Raw genomic sequence first — 15340 nt, forward strand, 5'->3', positions numbered from 1 at the left:
ACCCAGGGAAACTCTAGGGCTACTGAAGGATAATTTTGAATTTTTGTTGAAAATATCAAACAAACAAAAACGGCCGCCAAGGCGACCGTTTCATTAGTGGACACTCAGGACTATTCCATCGCAGCCTTGGCCCGTTTTTCAGCCCTGCGGGCGAAATACCAGGACAGGAAGGCAATCAGAGAGACCGCCAGGATGATCAGGGTCGCCAGCGCGTTAATCTTGGGTGATACCCCCAAACGTACCGAGGAGAACACCACCATCGGCAGCGTCGTCGCCCCAGGACCAGACGCAAAGCTTGCAATCACCAGGTCATCCAGCGACAGGCTGAAGGACAGCAGCCAACCTGCAGTCAGTGCCGGCGCAATCATGGGCACAGTGATGAGGAAGAAGGTCTTGAGTGGCGTTGCCCCCAAGTCCATGGCCGCTTCCTCAATCGACATGTCCAGTTCACGCAGGCGGGACGACACCACCACGGCCACGTAGGCTGCACAGAAGGTGGAGTGCGCGAGCCAGATGGTCAGCCTACCACGCTCGGCGGGCCAACCTATGAGGTCGGCCATGTGCACAAACAGCAGCAGCAACGACAGACCCGTGATCACCTCTGGCATTACCAGTGGTGCCGTGATCATGTTCGACAGCGACAGCTTGGCCCAACTGCGGCGAAAACGTGTCATCACGAAGGCCGCCATGGTGCCCAGCACCACGGCCATGGACGCCGACAGGAAGGCAATCTCGAGACTGGTCCAGACCGCGTCGAGAATTTGCTGATCCTTAAACAGCTCCACATACCATTTGGCCGAGAATCCGCCCCATACGGTCACCAGCTTGGACGCGTTGAAGGAGTAGAAAATCAGGATAAACATAGGGGCATAGAGGAAGATGAGCCCCAACCACAACATCACGGTAGAAAAACTCAGCTTTTTCATGCCTCTTTCTCCAAATCACGGGCCTGATAATGATGGAACAGGGTAATAGGTATAATCAAAAGTCCCAGCATCACTATCGCCAGCGCCGAGGCCACCGGCCAGTCACGGTTGTTGAAGAACTCCTGCCAAAGCACCTTACCTATCATCAGCGAGTCCGGGCCACCGAGCAGTTCAGGGATAACGAACTCGCCCACCGACGGAATGAACACCAGCATCGACCCGGCAATCACGCCACCCTTTGACAGCGGCAGGGTGATATTCCAGAAGGTATTGATACTGCGTGAACCGAGATCTGCCGCAGCTTCCAGCAGACTCATATCCATCTTCACCAGGTTGGCGTACAGCGGCAGCACCATAAAGGGCAGATAGGCGTAAATCAGGCCTATGTATACCGCGATATCCGTGTTCATTATCTTCAGCGGCTCATTGATGACACCCAGCCACATCAGCACATTGTTGATTAGGCCGGTATCAGCCAGCAGACCCATCCAGGCGTAAACGCGGATCAGGAACGAGGTCCAGGACGGCAGCATGATAAGCAGCAGCAGAACGGTCTGCATCTTGGCTGGCGCGCGGGCAATGGCATAGGCCATGGGATAGCCAAGCAGCAAGCAGCCGAGGGTCGCTACCAACGCCATCTTCAGCGACCCCAGATACGCCGTGTAGTAAAGCGCATCGTCCAGCAGCAACAGATAGTTGCCCAGGTTCAATGCCACATTCAGCAACTGGTCAGCGTAAGTGAAGGTAGGCTCATAGGGCGGAATGGCAATCGCCGCCGTGGAGAAACTGATTTTGAGCACTATCGCAAAGGGCAGTGCAAAGAACAGGGTCAACCACAGGAAGGGAAAGCCGAGGGTAAAGTGCCTGCCACGGATGGCAAAGCGAAAACCTTTCTTTCGTTTGCTCATGATCTCAATACCACACCACTGGTGGCCTCCCAGCTGATGTAAATATCATCGCCCCAGGTAGGATGGTCTGCGCGGCGCTCGGTATTGGTCATGGAACATTGGATGATGCGCTCGTCTTCAAGCTTGATGTAATACACCGACAAACCACCCAGATAGGCTATGTCATGCACAGTGCCCTTAGCCCAGTTGTATTCGCCTTCGGGCTGCTCGCGGGTAATCAGCGTCTTTTCAGGGCGAACTGCCAGCCACACGTGCTTGTCTTCCAGGCTGGTCGTTACACCGTGGCCAATAAAGAAGGGTTGCGGCAAGGTGGGCGACTTCAAAATGGCGTGGTCGGCCTCATCTTCAACGATTTCACAATCAAAGAGGTTCACTGAGCCAATAAACTCGGCAATCATGCGACTGTTGGGGCTCTCGTAGATATCCATGGGGCTGCCAACCTGGGCAATCCAACCGTCGCTCATGATGGCGATACGACCGGCCATGGTCATGGCTTCTTCCTGATCGTGGGTCACCATCACACAGGTCACGCCCACGCGCTCAAGAATTTCCACCACTTCGAGCTGCATCTGGGTACGCAGTTTTTTGTCCAGTGCGCCCATGGGCTCATCGAGCAGCAGAAGTTTGGGTCGCTTGGCAAGTGAACGGGCCAGAGCCACACGCTGGCGCTGACCACCGGAAAGCTGATGGGGCTTACGCTTCGCGTACTGCTCCATGTGCACCAGCTTGAGCATTTCCTGCACGCGCTGGGCAATTTCATCCTTGGCCATCTTGTCCTGCTTCAGACCAAAGGCAATGTTTTGTTCCACTGTCATATGAGGGAAAAGCGCGTATGACTGGAACATCATGTTGATGGGACGCTCGTAGGGCGGCAGATCAGTAATGTCCTGGCCGTCGAGATAAATACGACCTTCCGTTGGCCTCTCAAACCCGGCAAGCATCCGCAGCAGGGTAGATTTTCCGGAGCCAGAGCCCCCAAGCAATGCGAAGATTTCCCCTTTGTTGATGGTCAGGGACACGTCGTCCACTGCACGAACATCATCAAACAGTTTGCTTACCCGCTCTATTTTGAGCAGTACTTCGTCTTGCGTCTTTGTCGTTGGTTTATTGGTGACGCCCGAGGTCATAGCCATAAATACTTCTCCATTCCAAACTGCGCCAGAACAAGCCTCCGGCCTGCTGGAATTCGGTTTACTTGTGCAATCTAAGAGTCAAAGGTGGGGCAGCAATCCGCTGCCCCAAGTACAGGATCACTGACCAGACTTGATCTTGGTCCAGATCCGGGTCATGGCGCGCTGGGTCTTCATTGGACGCACTTCACCCAGGTAAAGCTTGGCGAGTGTTTCTTCTGATGGGTACACAGCGGGGTTTTTAGCAACTTCCTCGTCCAACAGAGGGTTAGAACCATCGTTGGCGTTGGCATAAGCCACATAGTTACTGATAGAGGCAATCACCTCTGGGCGCATCAGGTAGTTCATAAAGGTCAGCGCATTGTCTGGGTTGGCAGCGTCGGCTGGGATAGCCATCATGTCAAACCACAGAGGGGCACCTTCTTTAGGGATGCGGTAATCCACTTGCTGGCCGTTGCCGGCTTCTTCTGCACGGGCCTGAGCCTGCAGCACGTCACCGGACCAACCGATGGCGGCACAGATTTCGCCGTTGGCGAGATCAGAGATGTAGCGGGAAGAGTGGAAATACTTGAGGTAAGGACGAATTTTCAGCAGCACTTCACCGGCTTTTTCATAGTCGGCTGGATCTGTGCTGTTGGGGTTCAGACCCAGGTAGTTCAGTGCCGGTGGCAGGATTTCATCGGGTGAATCCAGCACGGCAATACCACACTTGGCCAGCTTTTCAGCATTGGCAGGGTTGAAAATCAAATCCCATGAATCCACTGGCGCATCTTCGCCCAGCACTTCCTTCACCTTGGCAACGTTAAAACCGATACCTGTGGTACCCCACAGATAAGGTACGGCGTGCTCGTTACCCGGATCGCTCTTTTGCAGCTGGGTCATCAGGTTTTTATTGAGGTGCTTTTCATTTGTCAGCTTGGACTTGTCCAGCTTCATGAAGGCACCGGCTTTAATCTGCTTGGCCAGGAAGTGGGCAGAGGGCACGACCAGATCGTAACCGCTGCGGCCTGACAGCAGCTTGGCTTCCAGCACTTCGTTGGTGTCGAATACATCGTAAATGACGCGGATGCCGGTTTCCTTCTGGAAGTTTTCCAGGGTGTCTTCGGCGATATAGTCAGACCAGTTATAGACGCGAACAACTTCTTCGGCCGATACCGCAGCGCTTCCCAAAACACCGGCGGTAACCAAAGCCAGAGCTGTCATTTTGTGTAATAACTTCATGCTATCTCCTTTTGCAGGTAGCAGTAATTGAAAGCCAATTACCCTGATTGTGTCGCCGGCTTGGCCGGCATTTATTTTATTGTTAGGACCAATGCTACAACCTGAAAAACCGCATCGGCAGTTGCTGCTGCCCAGAACCTCTTCCTCTATTGGCAGGCTTTTTAATATGCACTCAGTTACCCCGAGCTGCAATCTTCTCAAGCGTCAGTGAAAGTGCCTGACTTGCTTTAAAAATCAGTTCATCAATCTCATCGCGACTAATGCAAAGTGGCGGCGAAATAATCATGGTGTCACCTACCGCGCGCATCACCAAACCATTGGCGATACAGGCCTCACGGCAGAGCATACCGGCCGAAATTTCACTGCCGAATCGTGCCATGCTTTGCTTATCTGCCACCAACTCAATGGCACCGACCATGCCCATGCCCCTGACCTCACCCACCAAGGGATGCGCACTCAGGGTTTGCAATCTGTCCTGCAAATAAGGCCCGGTGTCGGTTCTGACCTTATCCACCAGCTGCTCGTCTTCGAGAATACGGATATTCTCCAGCGCCACCGCAGCCGCCACCGGATGGCCTGAGTAAGTAAAGCCATGGGCAAACTCACCGCCATCGCTGATAAGAACATCGGCAACCCGATCGGACACTATCACGCCGCCCATGGGGATGTATCCCGATGTCATGCCCTTGGCGATGGTGATTAAATCGGGTTTGAGCCCCAAAGTTTGGGCGGCAAACCAGTTACCGGTACGACCAAAGCCGCTGATAACTTCGTCCAGAATAAACAGAATATTGTACTTTTCCAAAACCCTTTTAATTTCATTCCAGTAGCTATCGGGTGGGATGATTACTCCCCCAGCGCCCTGAAATGGCTCTGCAATAAAAGCGGCTACTGTGTCTTCACCGAGCTCAAGGATTTTGGCTTCCAATGCCCGGGCCGTTTTAATGCCAAACGCCTCCGGCGACATATCTCGCCCTTCACCAAACCAATAAGGCTGGTCGATGTGGACTATCCCGGGAATGGGCAGATCGCCCTGCTGATGCATAAAGCCCATGCCGCCGAGGCTTGCACCCGCCACTGTTGAGCCGTGATAGGCATTCTTGCGGCTGATGATGGTTTTCTTGGCGGGCTGCCCCTTCAAGTCCCAGTAACGGCGCACCATACGCAGATTTGTGTCATTGCCCTCGGATCCCGAGCCGGTAAAGAACACCCTGTTCATGTGTGCAGGTGCCAGGGAGGCAATCTTTGCCGCGAGCCGAATGGCAGGCTCATGGGTACATTGGAAGAAATTGTTGTAAAAAGGGAGAGTTTGCAGCTGAGCGTAGGCGGCATCGGCGATGGACTTGCGACCGTAGCCGACATTTACACACCAGAGTCCGGCCATGGCATCCAGCAGCTTGTTACCCTTGGCATCCCAAATGTACACACCTTCGGCACGTTCGATAACGCGGGTGCCACGTTTGGCCAAATCAGCACTGTCGGTAAAAGGATGCAAATGATGTGCTGCATCCATTGCTTGCAGTGCGCCGATGGTATCTTGCTGTTGTTGTTGCATCTTCGCCCTCCCCCCAATGTGCCGGGGCACGCCCCGGCCTGTGTTTTTATACTGTCAGTAACAGGAATTCACGCTCCCAGGCACTGACAACGCGCCTGAAGTTTTCAAGCTCTGCCTGCTTCACCGCCACAAAGCCGGTGGTAAAGGCATCGCCAAGATATTTACGTGCCGCGTCGCTCTCATCCATGGCCGTCAGCGCCTCTTCCAGGGTCAGCGGCAGGCAATTGGTATCTGCAGTGCGGCTTTCGTTGGCACGGCCCAGTGCCGGGTTGGTTGGCTTAAGGCCCTCCACCATGCCGATGTAACCGGCCAGCAAACTGGCGGCAATGGCCAGATAACAGTTGGCATCAGCACCGGGAATGCGGTTTTCAATTCGGCGGTTTTGCGGTGATGATTCCGGAATACGCAGACCACAGGTACGGTTCTCTTCACCCCACTCCAGGTTTACGGGCGCAGAGGTGCCCGGCAGGAAGCGGCGGAACGAGTTCACACTGGGCGCCATCAAGGGCAGGAATTCAGGGATAAACTGTTGCAAACCGGCAATATAGCCGAGGAAGTTGGCGCTCTTGGTGCCGTCTTCTTTGGTAAAGATGTTCTTGCCGGTCTTTTTATCCACCACGCTCTGGTGAATGTGCATGGCACTGCCGGGCTCATTGGTTACGGGCTTGGCCATAAAGGTGGCACACACATTGTGCTTAAGCGCCGCTTCACGCAGGGTACGCTTGAACACAAACACCTGGTCGGCCAGCGACAGGGCATTACCGTGACTGAAGTTGATTTCCATCTGCGCCGGACCATCTTCGTGGATCAGGGTGTCGATAAACAGCCCCTGGGCCTCACACCACTCATACATGTCTTCAAACAGGGGATCGTATTCGTTGGCGGCATCGATGGAGAACGACTGGCGACCGGCTTCAGGGAGACCTGAACGTCCCAGTGGAGGATTCAGCGGCAGATCCGGATCCCCATTGCGCGCCACCAGATAAAACTCCATCTCGGGGGCTACCACCGGTTCCCAACCCTTTTCTTCGTACAGTTTTAGCACTTTTTTCAGTACGTTACGTGGCGAAAGCTCGATGGGGTTCCCCATGCGGTCGTACACATCGTGGATAACCTGAGCGGTTGCTTCCACACACCAGGGCAGTTCAAAAACGGCGTTTTCATCGGGCACGCAAAGGAAGTCGACATCGGCTTCATTCAGCAGCTCATAATACGTATCGTCATTTACATAATCGCCGGTGACAGTCTGCAGCAGCACGCTCTCGGGCAAACGCATGCCCTGCTCAGCGATAAATTTGTCGACCGGGGCAATTTTGCCACGGGCAATACCCGTCATATCGCTGATAACACACTCGACTTCGGTTATCTTTTTTTCTTTTAAAAACGCAATCAGCTTTTCCATGATTTATCTCACTCGGTTTTGGGCCCTGCGTCGGCACGCTTCACCGAAAGCATTGAAAATCGACAGATAAAAAGCATTGTCGGCCACTTTCCATTCGGGATGAAATTGCACACCCAGGGCAAAATTTTTGGCATCTGTAACAGAGAAGGCTTCTATTAAGCCATCCGGAGCGTAGGCTTCTGGCCGCAACCCGTTACCCAGGCGTTCAACGCCCTGAGTGTGGACGGAATTCACTTCCGCCGAGCTGCGGCCCCAGGCTTCAAAAATTACCCCCCCGGGCTCCAGAGTCACCGTGTGGGCCAGACCATACTGCACCTCAAGTGGGGCTGTTCTGTCTTCGCGATGCTCTTTAAACACACCCGTTTCATGTAACTTTTGGTGCAGACTGCCACCAAAGGCCACGTTCATTTCCTGGAAGCCACGGCATATACCCAGTACCGGTACGCCTGCTGCGATAGCCGCCTTAATCAAGGGCAAGGTGGTGGCATCACGACGGGGATCATGATGAGTTCCCGGCTCGCTGGCCGGCCCCGAATAGTGATGTGGTTCGACATTGGAAGGTGAACCCGTGAACAGAATGCCGTCCAGGCGCTCAAGCAACAATTCCGTTGGCATACCATCACCAATAGAAGGAATGATAAGCGGCCAACCGCCTGTGCCATTAATCACACCTAAGAGATATTTTTCTCCCACCGTATTAAACGTCTGCAGTCCAATCGGGGTATTACAGGCAGAGACACCAATCAGGGGTATCGTGGCGTCAGACATACTTCACCTTGCAGTTGATTCAGTGTTTGAGTTTTGTGATCGCCCTCAAACTCGGCGTTCATTTTTTCACACAGTACACGGAAATATTGAACGAGGCAATAGCCCACTTACCTCTGCGCAGCACTTTTATAACAATAAAATTTTATCCGCTAACAATCAGCCACTTAGGCTAATACAGCCCATATAAACACGTTGTGAAGCCCGGAGGTTTCGCCCGCAGCCAGTGGGATAAAAAGGAAATAACCGCCTGAGAGCCGAATTCGAAAAGCGGCCATATTTGGTTAAAATTATTTACATCAGTGTTTGAAATGGTGGCAGCCAGCCACCCAAAAGAGTGCAAAGTGGCAATTGATGGCGCAAAGCGCCCCAAAAGGGTGCAAAAGTGACAGATACAACAACGGCCCTTGAAGGGCCGTTGTTGTATTTGAACGGGAAAGTATCAGAAGTTGGCAGGTGTAGTGGCACTGACCAGATGGCAAGGCTCATCGAAGGGATTTCTGAACCTGTGGGGCAATTCGCTGTTGAAGTAATAGCTGTCACCGGCTTCGAGCACAAACACCTCGTCACCTACTGTCAGCTCGAATTTGCCTTCAATCACCAGCGCGGCCTCTTCGCCAACGTGCTTGAGCATCTCTTCACCGGTATCCGCACCGGGAGGATAAATCTCACTCATCACCGACATGGCCCGGTTGGGATAGTCACGGCCAATCAGCTTGAACTCCAGGGGACCTGTACCAATATCCAGCAGCTCGTCGGCGCGATAGACAATCTTTTGTTCGGCAGATGCCGAGTCGCCGATAGAGAAAAACTCCACCAGCGACATAGGTATGCCGGCCAACACTTTTTTCAGTGAACTCACCGACGGGCTCACGCTGTTTTTCTCAATCATTGAGATGGTACTGTTGGTCACACCGGCACGCTTGGCAAGCTCACGCTGAGACAAGCCTTTCATTTTCCGGACTGCTTTGAGACTGGCTCCGATATCCAAATTTGTCACCCCCAAACAGGTTCAGTTATCTGCACAGCAGATAAAGTGCAAATTATCTATCCCGACCGTGAGTACCGCCAAACAATCTCAGGACCGGAAAACAAATTTTCTCAAGCAAACTCAATTAACTGCAATGCGCAAATGGATTAAGGCAGGGCGCAGCAAATGAGAATACGCATTGTATTTTAGCGGTATTGTGTGTTAAATAAAATGCACACGTATGTTTATCCGCAAAAAGTGTGATGAGTATACAGAGACAAGACCAATTTACAATAAAAACAGCGTCGGAGCCCTTATGGCAAACAAATCTCCCATCCACAGCGATAAGTACCCGGATTCATTCTATTTTGCGACGGCAAAAGAGTTATATCAGTATCCCGTACTGGACAGCACCATCGATGTGGATGTCTGTGTGGTGGGAGGCGGTTTCAGTGGGCTCAACACCGCTATCGAACTGCGCCAAAAAGGCTTCAGCGTCGCGCTGCTGGAAGCCAAGCGCGTAGGCTGGGGTGCCTCGGGTCGTAACGGTGGCGAGCTTATCCGTGGTATTGGCCACGGACTGGAGCAATTTCACAACACCATTGGCCAGGAAGGCATCGACGCCATCACCCAAATGGGATTTGAAGCGGTTGAAATTGTCCGGAATCGGGTTGCCGAACACAATATCGACTGCGACCTGGCCATGGGCTATTGCGATCTGGCAGTCAAACCCAGGCATATGGTTGAACTTGCTGAAGAATTCGAACATCTGAAAACGGCAGGTTACCGCCAGGACATTAAACTGCTGCAAAAGGCAGATTTAGGGGAAGTCATAGGCTCTGACTGCTATCAGGGCGCCCTGGTCGACATGGGCAGTGGTCATTTACATCCCTTAAACCTGGCCCTCGGTGAAGCCAGGGTCGCCCGTGAGCTGGGTGTACAGATTTTTGAATACAGCGCTGCCACCAAAATCATCAAGGGAGATAAGCCCAGGGTAATCACCGAAAAAGGCGAAGTGACCTGTCGTTATCTGGTGCTTGCCGGCAACGCCTACATAGGCCATAAGCTGGAACCTTATGTGGGCGGAAAGGTATTGCCCGCCGGCAGCTACCTGCTGGCGACCGAGCCCTTGAGCCCCGACCTGCAACAGGAAATCATCCCCAAAAATATGGCCTTTGCCGACATGCGCATTGCACTGGATTATTTCCACCTCTCCGCCGATGGGCGTTTGCTGTTTGGTGGCCTCTGTACCTATTCAGGCAAGGACCCCAGCAACATTGAAGCCGCACTGAGGCCAAATCTGGAGCGGGTATTCCCCAAACTCAAGGGTGTTCGTATCGATTATCAATGGGGCGGCATGATTGGAATTGGTGCCAACCGCTTACCTCAGCTTGGACGCCTGCCGGATGCACCCAATATTTTCTTCGCCCAGGCTTACTCGGGTCATGGCGTCAATGCGACCCACATGATGGCAAAGCTGCTCGCCGACGCCATTGCTGGTCAGGCAGAACGTTTTGATGTGTTCGCCAAGGTGAAACATATGACCTTCCCCGGCGGCCCTGCGCTGCGCTCACCGCTGCTGGCAGCGGGTATGCTGTACCACCGCTTTATGGATATTTTTTAACGGCATAGTGATAGTGCCAAAAAGAAACCCGCCAAATGGCGGGTTTCTTTTCACTCGGGTAACACTCAGAGCGCTATCCAGGTCGCCTTCACTTCGGTGTATTTCTCAAAGGCATGCAGCGATTTATCCCTGCCATTGCCTGACTGTTTATAGCCACCGAAAGGCGCAGTCATATCACCACCGTCGTAGTGGTTAATCCACACCATGCCGCTGCGAAGTGCCTTGGCAGTTTTATGGGCCTTACTGATGTCAGAGGTCCACACCCCGGCGGCAAGGCCATAGATAGTGTCGTTGGCAATGGCTACCGCTTCATCCATGCCATCAAAGGTGATTACCGACATCACAGGGCCAAAAATCTCCTCACGGGCGATTTTCATCTGATTGGTTACCCCATCAAACACAGTCGGCGCAACATACACACCGCCGGTTTCGGCAAGCACCTGGCTGCCGCCACACATCAGCTTGGCGCCTTCATCGTGACCGGCTTTGATATAGCCAAGCACGGTATCCAGCTGCTGCTTATCCACGACAGCACCGCAGGTGGTGGCAGGGTCCAGCGGATGACCGGGCTGCCAAGCCTCCATTTCCTTGACGATAAGCTTAAGCAGCTCGTCTTTTACCCCGGACTCCACCAAGAGGCGAGAACCCGCGGTACACACTTCCCCCTGGTTAAAGGCAATGGCTGAGGCGGCGGCTTCGGCGGCGGCTTTCAGATCAGGCGCGTCATTGAATACGATGTTGGGGCTTTTGCCACCGGCTTCGAGCCAGACACGTTTCATGTTGGACTGACCGGCATACACCATCAACTGCTTGGCTATCTTGGTGGAGCCTGTGAACACCAGGGTGTCCACATCCATATGCAGTGCCAATGCCTGGCCCACTGTGTGGCCAAAACCCGGCAATACGTTGAGCACCCCATCGGGAAGCCCGGCTTCTTTGGCGAGCTGCGCCATGCGAATGGCGGTCAGTGGAGATTTTTCTGAGGGTTTGAGCACCACGCTGTTACCTGTGGCAAGGGCTGGCCCCAGCTTCCAACAGGCCATCAGCATCGGGAAGTTCCAGGGCACGATGGCAGCCACCACCCCGACAGGTTCGCGGGTGATCATGCCGATCTCATTGTGCGGCGTCGGGGCCAGCTCATCGTAAATTTTATCAATGGCCTCACCCGACCAGCGAATGGCGCGGGCGGCACCGGCGACATCCACCGCCTTTGAGTGCGCGATGGGCTTACCCATATCGAGAGTTTCCAGCAGCGCCAGCTCGTCGGCATGCTCTTCCAGCAGTTCGGCAAAGCGAATCATCACCTTTTTACGTTTTACCGGTGATTGCAAAGACCAGACTCCGGACTCGAACACCTCACGTGCATTGGCAACGGCGATATCGGCATCGGCCTGCTGACAGCTGGCCACCTGAGTCAGCAAACGGCCATCCACAGGACTGATGCAGTCAAAGGTTTCTTTGCCAACGGCATCGCAATACTGGCCGTTAATAAAGGCTTTACCATTGATTTCAAGGCGCTGTGCCATTGCTTCCCATTCGCTGCGGCTTTGGGGTGTACTCATGATGACTCCGTATCTGTGACTGTTATGGTTATTGATTTCGGGTTTTCGGGATGCAGGTCTGGTTTACGCCAAAGAGTTGTTCTCTCCGCGGGTCCAGCAAGACGGGAAGTACCCACTGGTTGAATCAACAAAGGCAGCGATACAGCGGCTTCATCACATCGACTTACCTGCATCGCCCTGCTTTGTGTGCGGTCCCGAAAACGGACACTGGGCTCAGATTACGCTCAGGCATTGAGCATTTCAATATTTTTTACAATTTGCACTTTTTTGCCACAAATAAATGCACAAGGGTATTCCATGTTCATTATTTCTGACATAGCATAGCGAATATCAATCACCTTAAAAACTCAAACAACCGATAGGATCAAGGTAAATAATGTATGGTCGACTTCAACGCAATTACAGGACAAGACACACCGTCCCTTGAGCATTACTGGATGCCGTTCACCGCGAACCGCCAGTTCAAAGCCAGCCCACGATTGCTGGCCAGTGCAGAGGGTATGTTTTACAAAGATGTTGACGGCAATCCGGTACTGGATTCCACCGCGGGCCTTTGGTGTTGTAACGCCGGCCACGGCAGAAAGAAAATCAGTGAAGCTGTCAGCCACCAAATCCGTGAATTGGATTACGCCCCTTCATTCCAAATGGGCCACCCACTGGCATTCGAACTGGCCAGCCGCCTCGCCGACATAGCGCCGGCAGGACTGAACCGCATCTTCTTTACCAATTCAGGCAGTGAATCTGTCGATACGGCACTGAAAATGGCGCTTGCCTACCACAGAGCCAATGGCCAGCCCACCCGCACCCGCTTTATTGGCCGTGAACTTGGCTATCATGGCGTTGGCTTTGGCGGCATCTCCGTGGGCGGTATCGGCAACAACCGCCGTACTTTCAGCCAGCAATTGCTGCAGGGCGTCGACCACCTGCCCCATACGCTGGACATCGCCAACAACGCCTTCTCACGAGGTTTTCCCGCCCATGGCCTCGAAAAAGCCGAGGTGCTGGAACAACTCATTACCCTCCACGGTGCGGAAAACATCGCCGCCGTTATCGTTGAGCCCATGTCTGGCTCCGCTGGCGTGATTCTTCCGCCTCAGGGTTACCTCAAGCGTCTGCGCGATATCACCAAGAAACATGGCATCTTGCTGATTTTTGATGAAGTCATCACAGGTTTTGGCCGTGTTGGTGACGCCTTTGCCAGCCAGCGCTGGGGCGTTGTGCCCGATTTGATGACCACAGCCAAAGCACTCAACAATGGTGCTATTCCCATGGGAGCTGTGTTCGTGAGCCAGGATGTACATGATGCCTGCATGACTGGCCCAGAGGAACTGATTGAATTCTTCCATGGTTATACCTATTCCGGCCATCCGGTCGCGGCAGCGGCCGCGCTGGCAACACTGGATATTTATCAGGAAGAAAAACTGTTTGATCGTACCAAGGAACTCGAAGGCTACTGGGAAGATGCGGTCCACAGTTTGAGAGACCTGCCAAATGTGATTGATATCCGCAACACAGGTCTGGTCGCCGGGGTGCAACTGTCACCCAATGATGAAGGCCCGGGGCGCCGGGGCTACAAGGTATTCGAGCGCTGCTTCAGAAACGGCACCCTGGTGAGGGTCACCGGCGACATCATTGCCATGTCTCCGCCACTTATCGTGGAAAAGCAGCACATCGACCAAATCATTAATACCCTCGGCGACGCCATTCGCGCCGTTGGATGACCCCTTTGCCAGCACAGAATTAACAGGTAGCCAAAGATACCCATGCAAAGCATTACTCATTTCGTAAACGGCCAGCACACCGCCCCCAGTGCCCGCAGCCAAACTGTTTTTGAACCCGCCACCGGTGAGGCCCGCGCCCAGGTCTCTCTGGCAAGCACACAGGAAGTCGGCGAGGCCATCGCTGTCGCCAAGGCAGCATTTGAGAGCTGGTCTCAGATGACTCCCTTAAACCGCGCCCGAATTCTTTTTAAATTCAAAGCCCTTGTTGAAAACCACATGGATGAGCTCGCAGAGCTTATCACCCGTGAACATGGCAAGGTGCTGGACGATGCCAAGGGCGAACTTATCCGCGGCCTCGAAGTGGTGGAATTTGCCTGTGGCATTCCCCATTTGCTCAAAGGCGAGCACACGGCGCAGGTCGGCACAGGTGTTGATGCCTGGGCGGTTAATCAGCCGCTGGGCGTGGTGGCCGGTATTGCCCCCTTCAACTTCCCTGTGATGGTGCCCATGTGGATGTTCCCCATCGCCATAGCCTGCGGCAACACCTTCATCATGAAGCCATCGGAAAAAGACCCAAGCTCTGTGATGCGCATTGCCGAGCTGCTCAAAGAAGCCGGTTTGCCCGATGGCGTGTTCAACGTGGTCAATGGCGATAAAGAAGCCGTGGATACCCTGCTGACCCACAAAGACATTCAGGCCGTCAGCTTCGTAGGCTCCACCCCCATTGCTGAATACATCTATGCTACCGCCTCCGCCCACGGCAAACGGGTTCAGGCCCTTGGCGGTGCGAAAAACCATATGCTGCTGATGCCGGATGCCGATCTGGATCAGGCGGTTAACGCTCTGATGGGTGCTGCCTACGGCTCGGCCGGCGAGCGCTGCATGGCCATCTCCGTGGTACTGGCCGTGGGTGATGCCGGTGATGCGCTGGTTGAAAAACTGCTGCCCAAGATTGCCGCGCTCAAGGTGGGCAACGGCCTGACCCCTGAGATGGAAATGGGGCCACTGATTTCGGCTCAGCATCTGGACAAGGTCTCAAGCTATGTGGAAGCCGGCGTACGTGAAGGTGCCAGGCTGCTGGTCGATGGCCGGACACTCTCTATGGAAGACAAGGCCAATGGTTACTTCCTGGGTGCCTGCCTGTTCGACCATGTCACGCCACAGATGAGCATCTATAAGGAAGAAATCTTTGGTCCCGTGCTCAGCATAGTTCGGGTGCCCGACTACAACAGCGCCCTGCAGCTCATCAACGACCACGAGTTCGGTAACGGCACCGCCATCTTCACTCAAAGTGGGGAGGCCGCCCGCCACTTCTGTCATCACGTACAGGTGGGCATGGTAGGGGTCAATGTGCCCATTCCCGTGCCTATGGCATTCCACAGCTTTGGCGGTTGGAAGCGTTCACTGTTCGGTCCTCTGCACATGCATGGCCCGGATGGCGTACGATTTTATACCAAGCGCAAAGCGATTACGGCGCGCTGGCCTCAAGGAAAACAACTGGCCGCCGAGTTTGTAATGCCTACCATGAAGTAAGCAGATGCGGGGCACACCTGTGC

Annotated in this window: 12 protein-coding genes; 3 read left to right on the top strand and 9 right to left on the bottom strand. The window is 53.9% G+C overall.

The window, feature by feature from the left end:
* Window positions 1–110: 110 nt before the first annotated feature.
* From JQC75_RS13760 to JQC75_RS13795, 8 genes are all read right to left on the bottom strand, one after another.
* Entirely contained in the window at window positions 111–926 is an 816-nt protein-coding gene (locus JQC75_RS13760) for an ABC transporter permease subunit (protein WP_011760747.1), read from the bottom strand.
* Complete coding sequence (locus JQC75_RS13765) at window positions 923–1834, bottom strand: ABC transporter permease subunit (protein WP_203324621.1); 912 nt, start codon at window positions 1832–1834, stop codon at window positions 923–925. The genes JQC75_RS13760 and JQC75_RS13765 overlap by 4 nt, the downstream gene beginning before the upstream one ends.
* The gene (potA, locus tag JQC75_RS13770) at window positions 1831–2967 is read right to left on the bottom strand and encodes a polyamine ABC transporter ATP-binding protein (protein WP_203324622.1); all 1137 of its coding nucleotides are present in this window, start codon (window positions 2965–2967) and stop codon (window positions 1831–1833) included. The genes JQC75_RS13765 and potA overlap by 4 nt, the downstream gene beginning before the upstream one ends.
* A 117-nt stretch (window positions 2968–3084) precedes the next feature.
* The gene (locus tag JQC75_RS13775) at window positions 3085–4185 is read right to left on the bottom strand and encodes a polyamine ABC transporter substrate-binding protein (RefSeq protein ID WP_203324623.1); all 1101 of its coding nucleotides are present in this window, start codon (window positions 4183–4185) and stop codon (window positions 3085–3087) included.
* A gap of 172 nt (window positions 4186–4357) precedes the next feature.
* Window positions 4358–5740 carry an aspartate aminotransferase family protein gene (locus JQC75_RS13780; RefSeq protein ID WP_203324624.1) on the bottom strand — a complete coding sequence of 461 codons (1383 nt, stop codon included), beginning with the start codon at window positions 5738–5740 and terminating at the stop codon, window positions 4358–4360.
* Between the two features lie 46 nt (window positions 5741–5786).
* Window positions 5787–7142, bottom strand: a complete 1356-nt coding sequence (locus tag JQC75_RS13785) for a glutamine synthetase family protein (RefSeq protein WP_011760752.1) — start codon at window positions 7140–7142, stop codon at window positions 5787–5789.
* Between the two features lie 3 nt (window positions 7143–7145).
* On the bottom strand, window positions 7146–7910 hold the full coding sequence (locus JQC75_RS13790; protein WP_203324625.1) for a gamma-glutamyl-gamma-aminobutyrate hydrolase family protein: 765 nt from the start codon (window positions 7908–7910) through the stop codon (window positions 7146–7148).
* 439 nt (window positions 7911–8349) lie between these two features.
* Complete coding sequence (locus JQC75_RS13795; protein ID WP_203324626.1) at window positions 8350–8898, bottom strand: cupin domain-containing protein; 549 nt, start codon at window positions 8896–8898, stop codon at window positions 8350–8352.
* Between the two features lie 295 nt (window positions 8899–9193).
* Between JQC75_RS13795 and JQC75_RS13800 the strand changes: the two genes are divergently transcribed.
* A complete protein-coding gene (locus tag JQC75_RS13800) occupies window positions 9194–10501 on the top strand; it encodes an NAD(P)/FAD-dependent oxidoreductase (RefSeq protein ID WP_203324627.1) in 1308 nt (435 codons plus the stop codon).
* A 65-nt stretch (window positions 10502–10566) separates the two neighbouring features.
* Here JQC75_RS13800 and JQC75_RS13805 read toward each other — a convergent pair whose 3' ends face one another.
* Complete coding sequence (locus tag JQC75_RS13805; RefSeq protein ID WP_203324628.1) at window positions 10567–12063, bottom strand: aldehyde dehydrogenase; 1497 nt, start codon at window positions 12061–12063, stop codon at window positions 10567–10569.
* Between the two features lie 380 nt (window positions 12064–12443).
* On the opposite strand from JQC75_RS13805, the gene aptA reads away from it, so the two are divergent.
* Both aptA and JQC75_RS13815 read left to right on the top strand, forming a co-directional pair.
* Window positions 12444–13784 (top strand): omega-aminotransferase AptA, encoded by a 1341-nt coding sequence (gene aptA / locus JQC75_RS13810; RefSeq protein ID WP_203324629.1) that lies wholly within the window; start codon window positions 12444–12446, stop codon window positions 13782–13784.
* 42 nt (window positions 13785–13826) lie between these two features.
* Window positions 13827–15317, top strand: coding sequence for a CoA-acylating methylmalonate-semialdehyde dehydrogenase (locus JQC75_RS13815; RefSeq protein ID WP_203324630.1), 1491 nt, complete (start codon window positions 13827–13829; stop codon window positions 15315–15317).
* Window positions 15318–15340: the final 23 nt, after the last annotated feature.

The organism is Shewanella litorisediminis, from assembly GCF_016834455.1.
Taxonomy (GTDB): domain Bacteria; phylum Pseudomonadota; class Gammaproteobacteria; order Enterobacterales; family Shewanellaceae; genus Shewanella; species Shewanella litorisediminis.

What these genes read in the sequence shown, in the direction of transcription:
- JQC75_RS13760 (WP_011760747.1), bottom strand. Translation starts at nt 926, where the DNA reads ATGAAAAAGCTGAGTTTTTCTACCGTGATGTTGTGGTTGGGGCTCATC.
- JQC75_RS13765 (WP_203324621.1), bottom strand. Translation starts at nt 1,834, where the DNA reads ATGAGCAAACGAAAGAAAGGTTTTCGCTTTGCCATCCGTGGCAGGCAC.
- potA (WP_203324622.1), bottom strand. Translation starts at nt 2,967, where the DNA reads ATGGCTATGACCTCGGGCGTCACCAATAAACCAACGACAAAGACGCAA.
- JQC75_RS13775 (WP_203324623.1), bottom strand. Translation starts at nt 4,185, where the DNA reads ATGAAGTTATTACACAAAATGACAGCTCTGGCTTTGGTTACCGCCGGT.
- JQC75_RS13780 (WP_203324624.1), bottom strand. Translation starts at nt 5,740, where the DNA reads ATGCAACAACAACAGCAAGATACCATCGGCGCACTGCAAGCAATGGAT.
- JQC75_RS13785 (WP_011760752.1), bottom strand. Translation starts at nt 7,142, where the DNA reads ATGGAAAAGCTGATTGCGTTTTTAAAAGAAAAAAAGATAACCGAAGTC.
- JQC75_RS13790 (WP_203324625.1), bottom strand. Translation starts at nt 7,910, where the DNA reads ATGTCTGACGCCACGATACCCCTGATTGGTGTCTCTGCCTGTAATACC.
- JQC75_RS13800 (WP_203324627.1), top strand. Translation starts at nt 9,194, where the DNA reads ATGGCAAACAAATCTCCCATCCACAGCGATAAGTACCCGGATTCATTC.
- JQC75_RS13805 (WP_203324628.1), bottom strand. Translation starts at nt 12,063, where the DNA reads ATGAGTACACCCCAAAGCCGCAGCGAATGGGAAGCAATGGCACAGCGC.
- aptA (WP_203324629.1), top strand. Translation starts at nt 12,444, where the DNA reads ATGGTCGACTTCAACGCAATTACAGGACAAGACACACCGTCCCTTGAG.
- JQC75_RS13815 (WP_203324630.1), top strand. Translation starts at nt 13,827, where the DNA reads ATGCAAAGCATTACTCATTTCGTAAACGGCCAGCACACCGCCCCCAGT.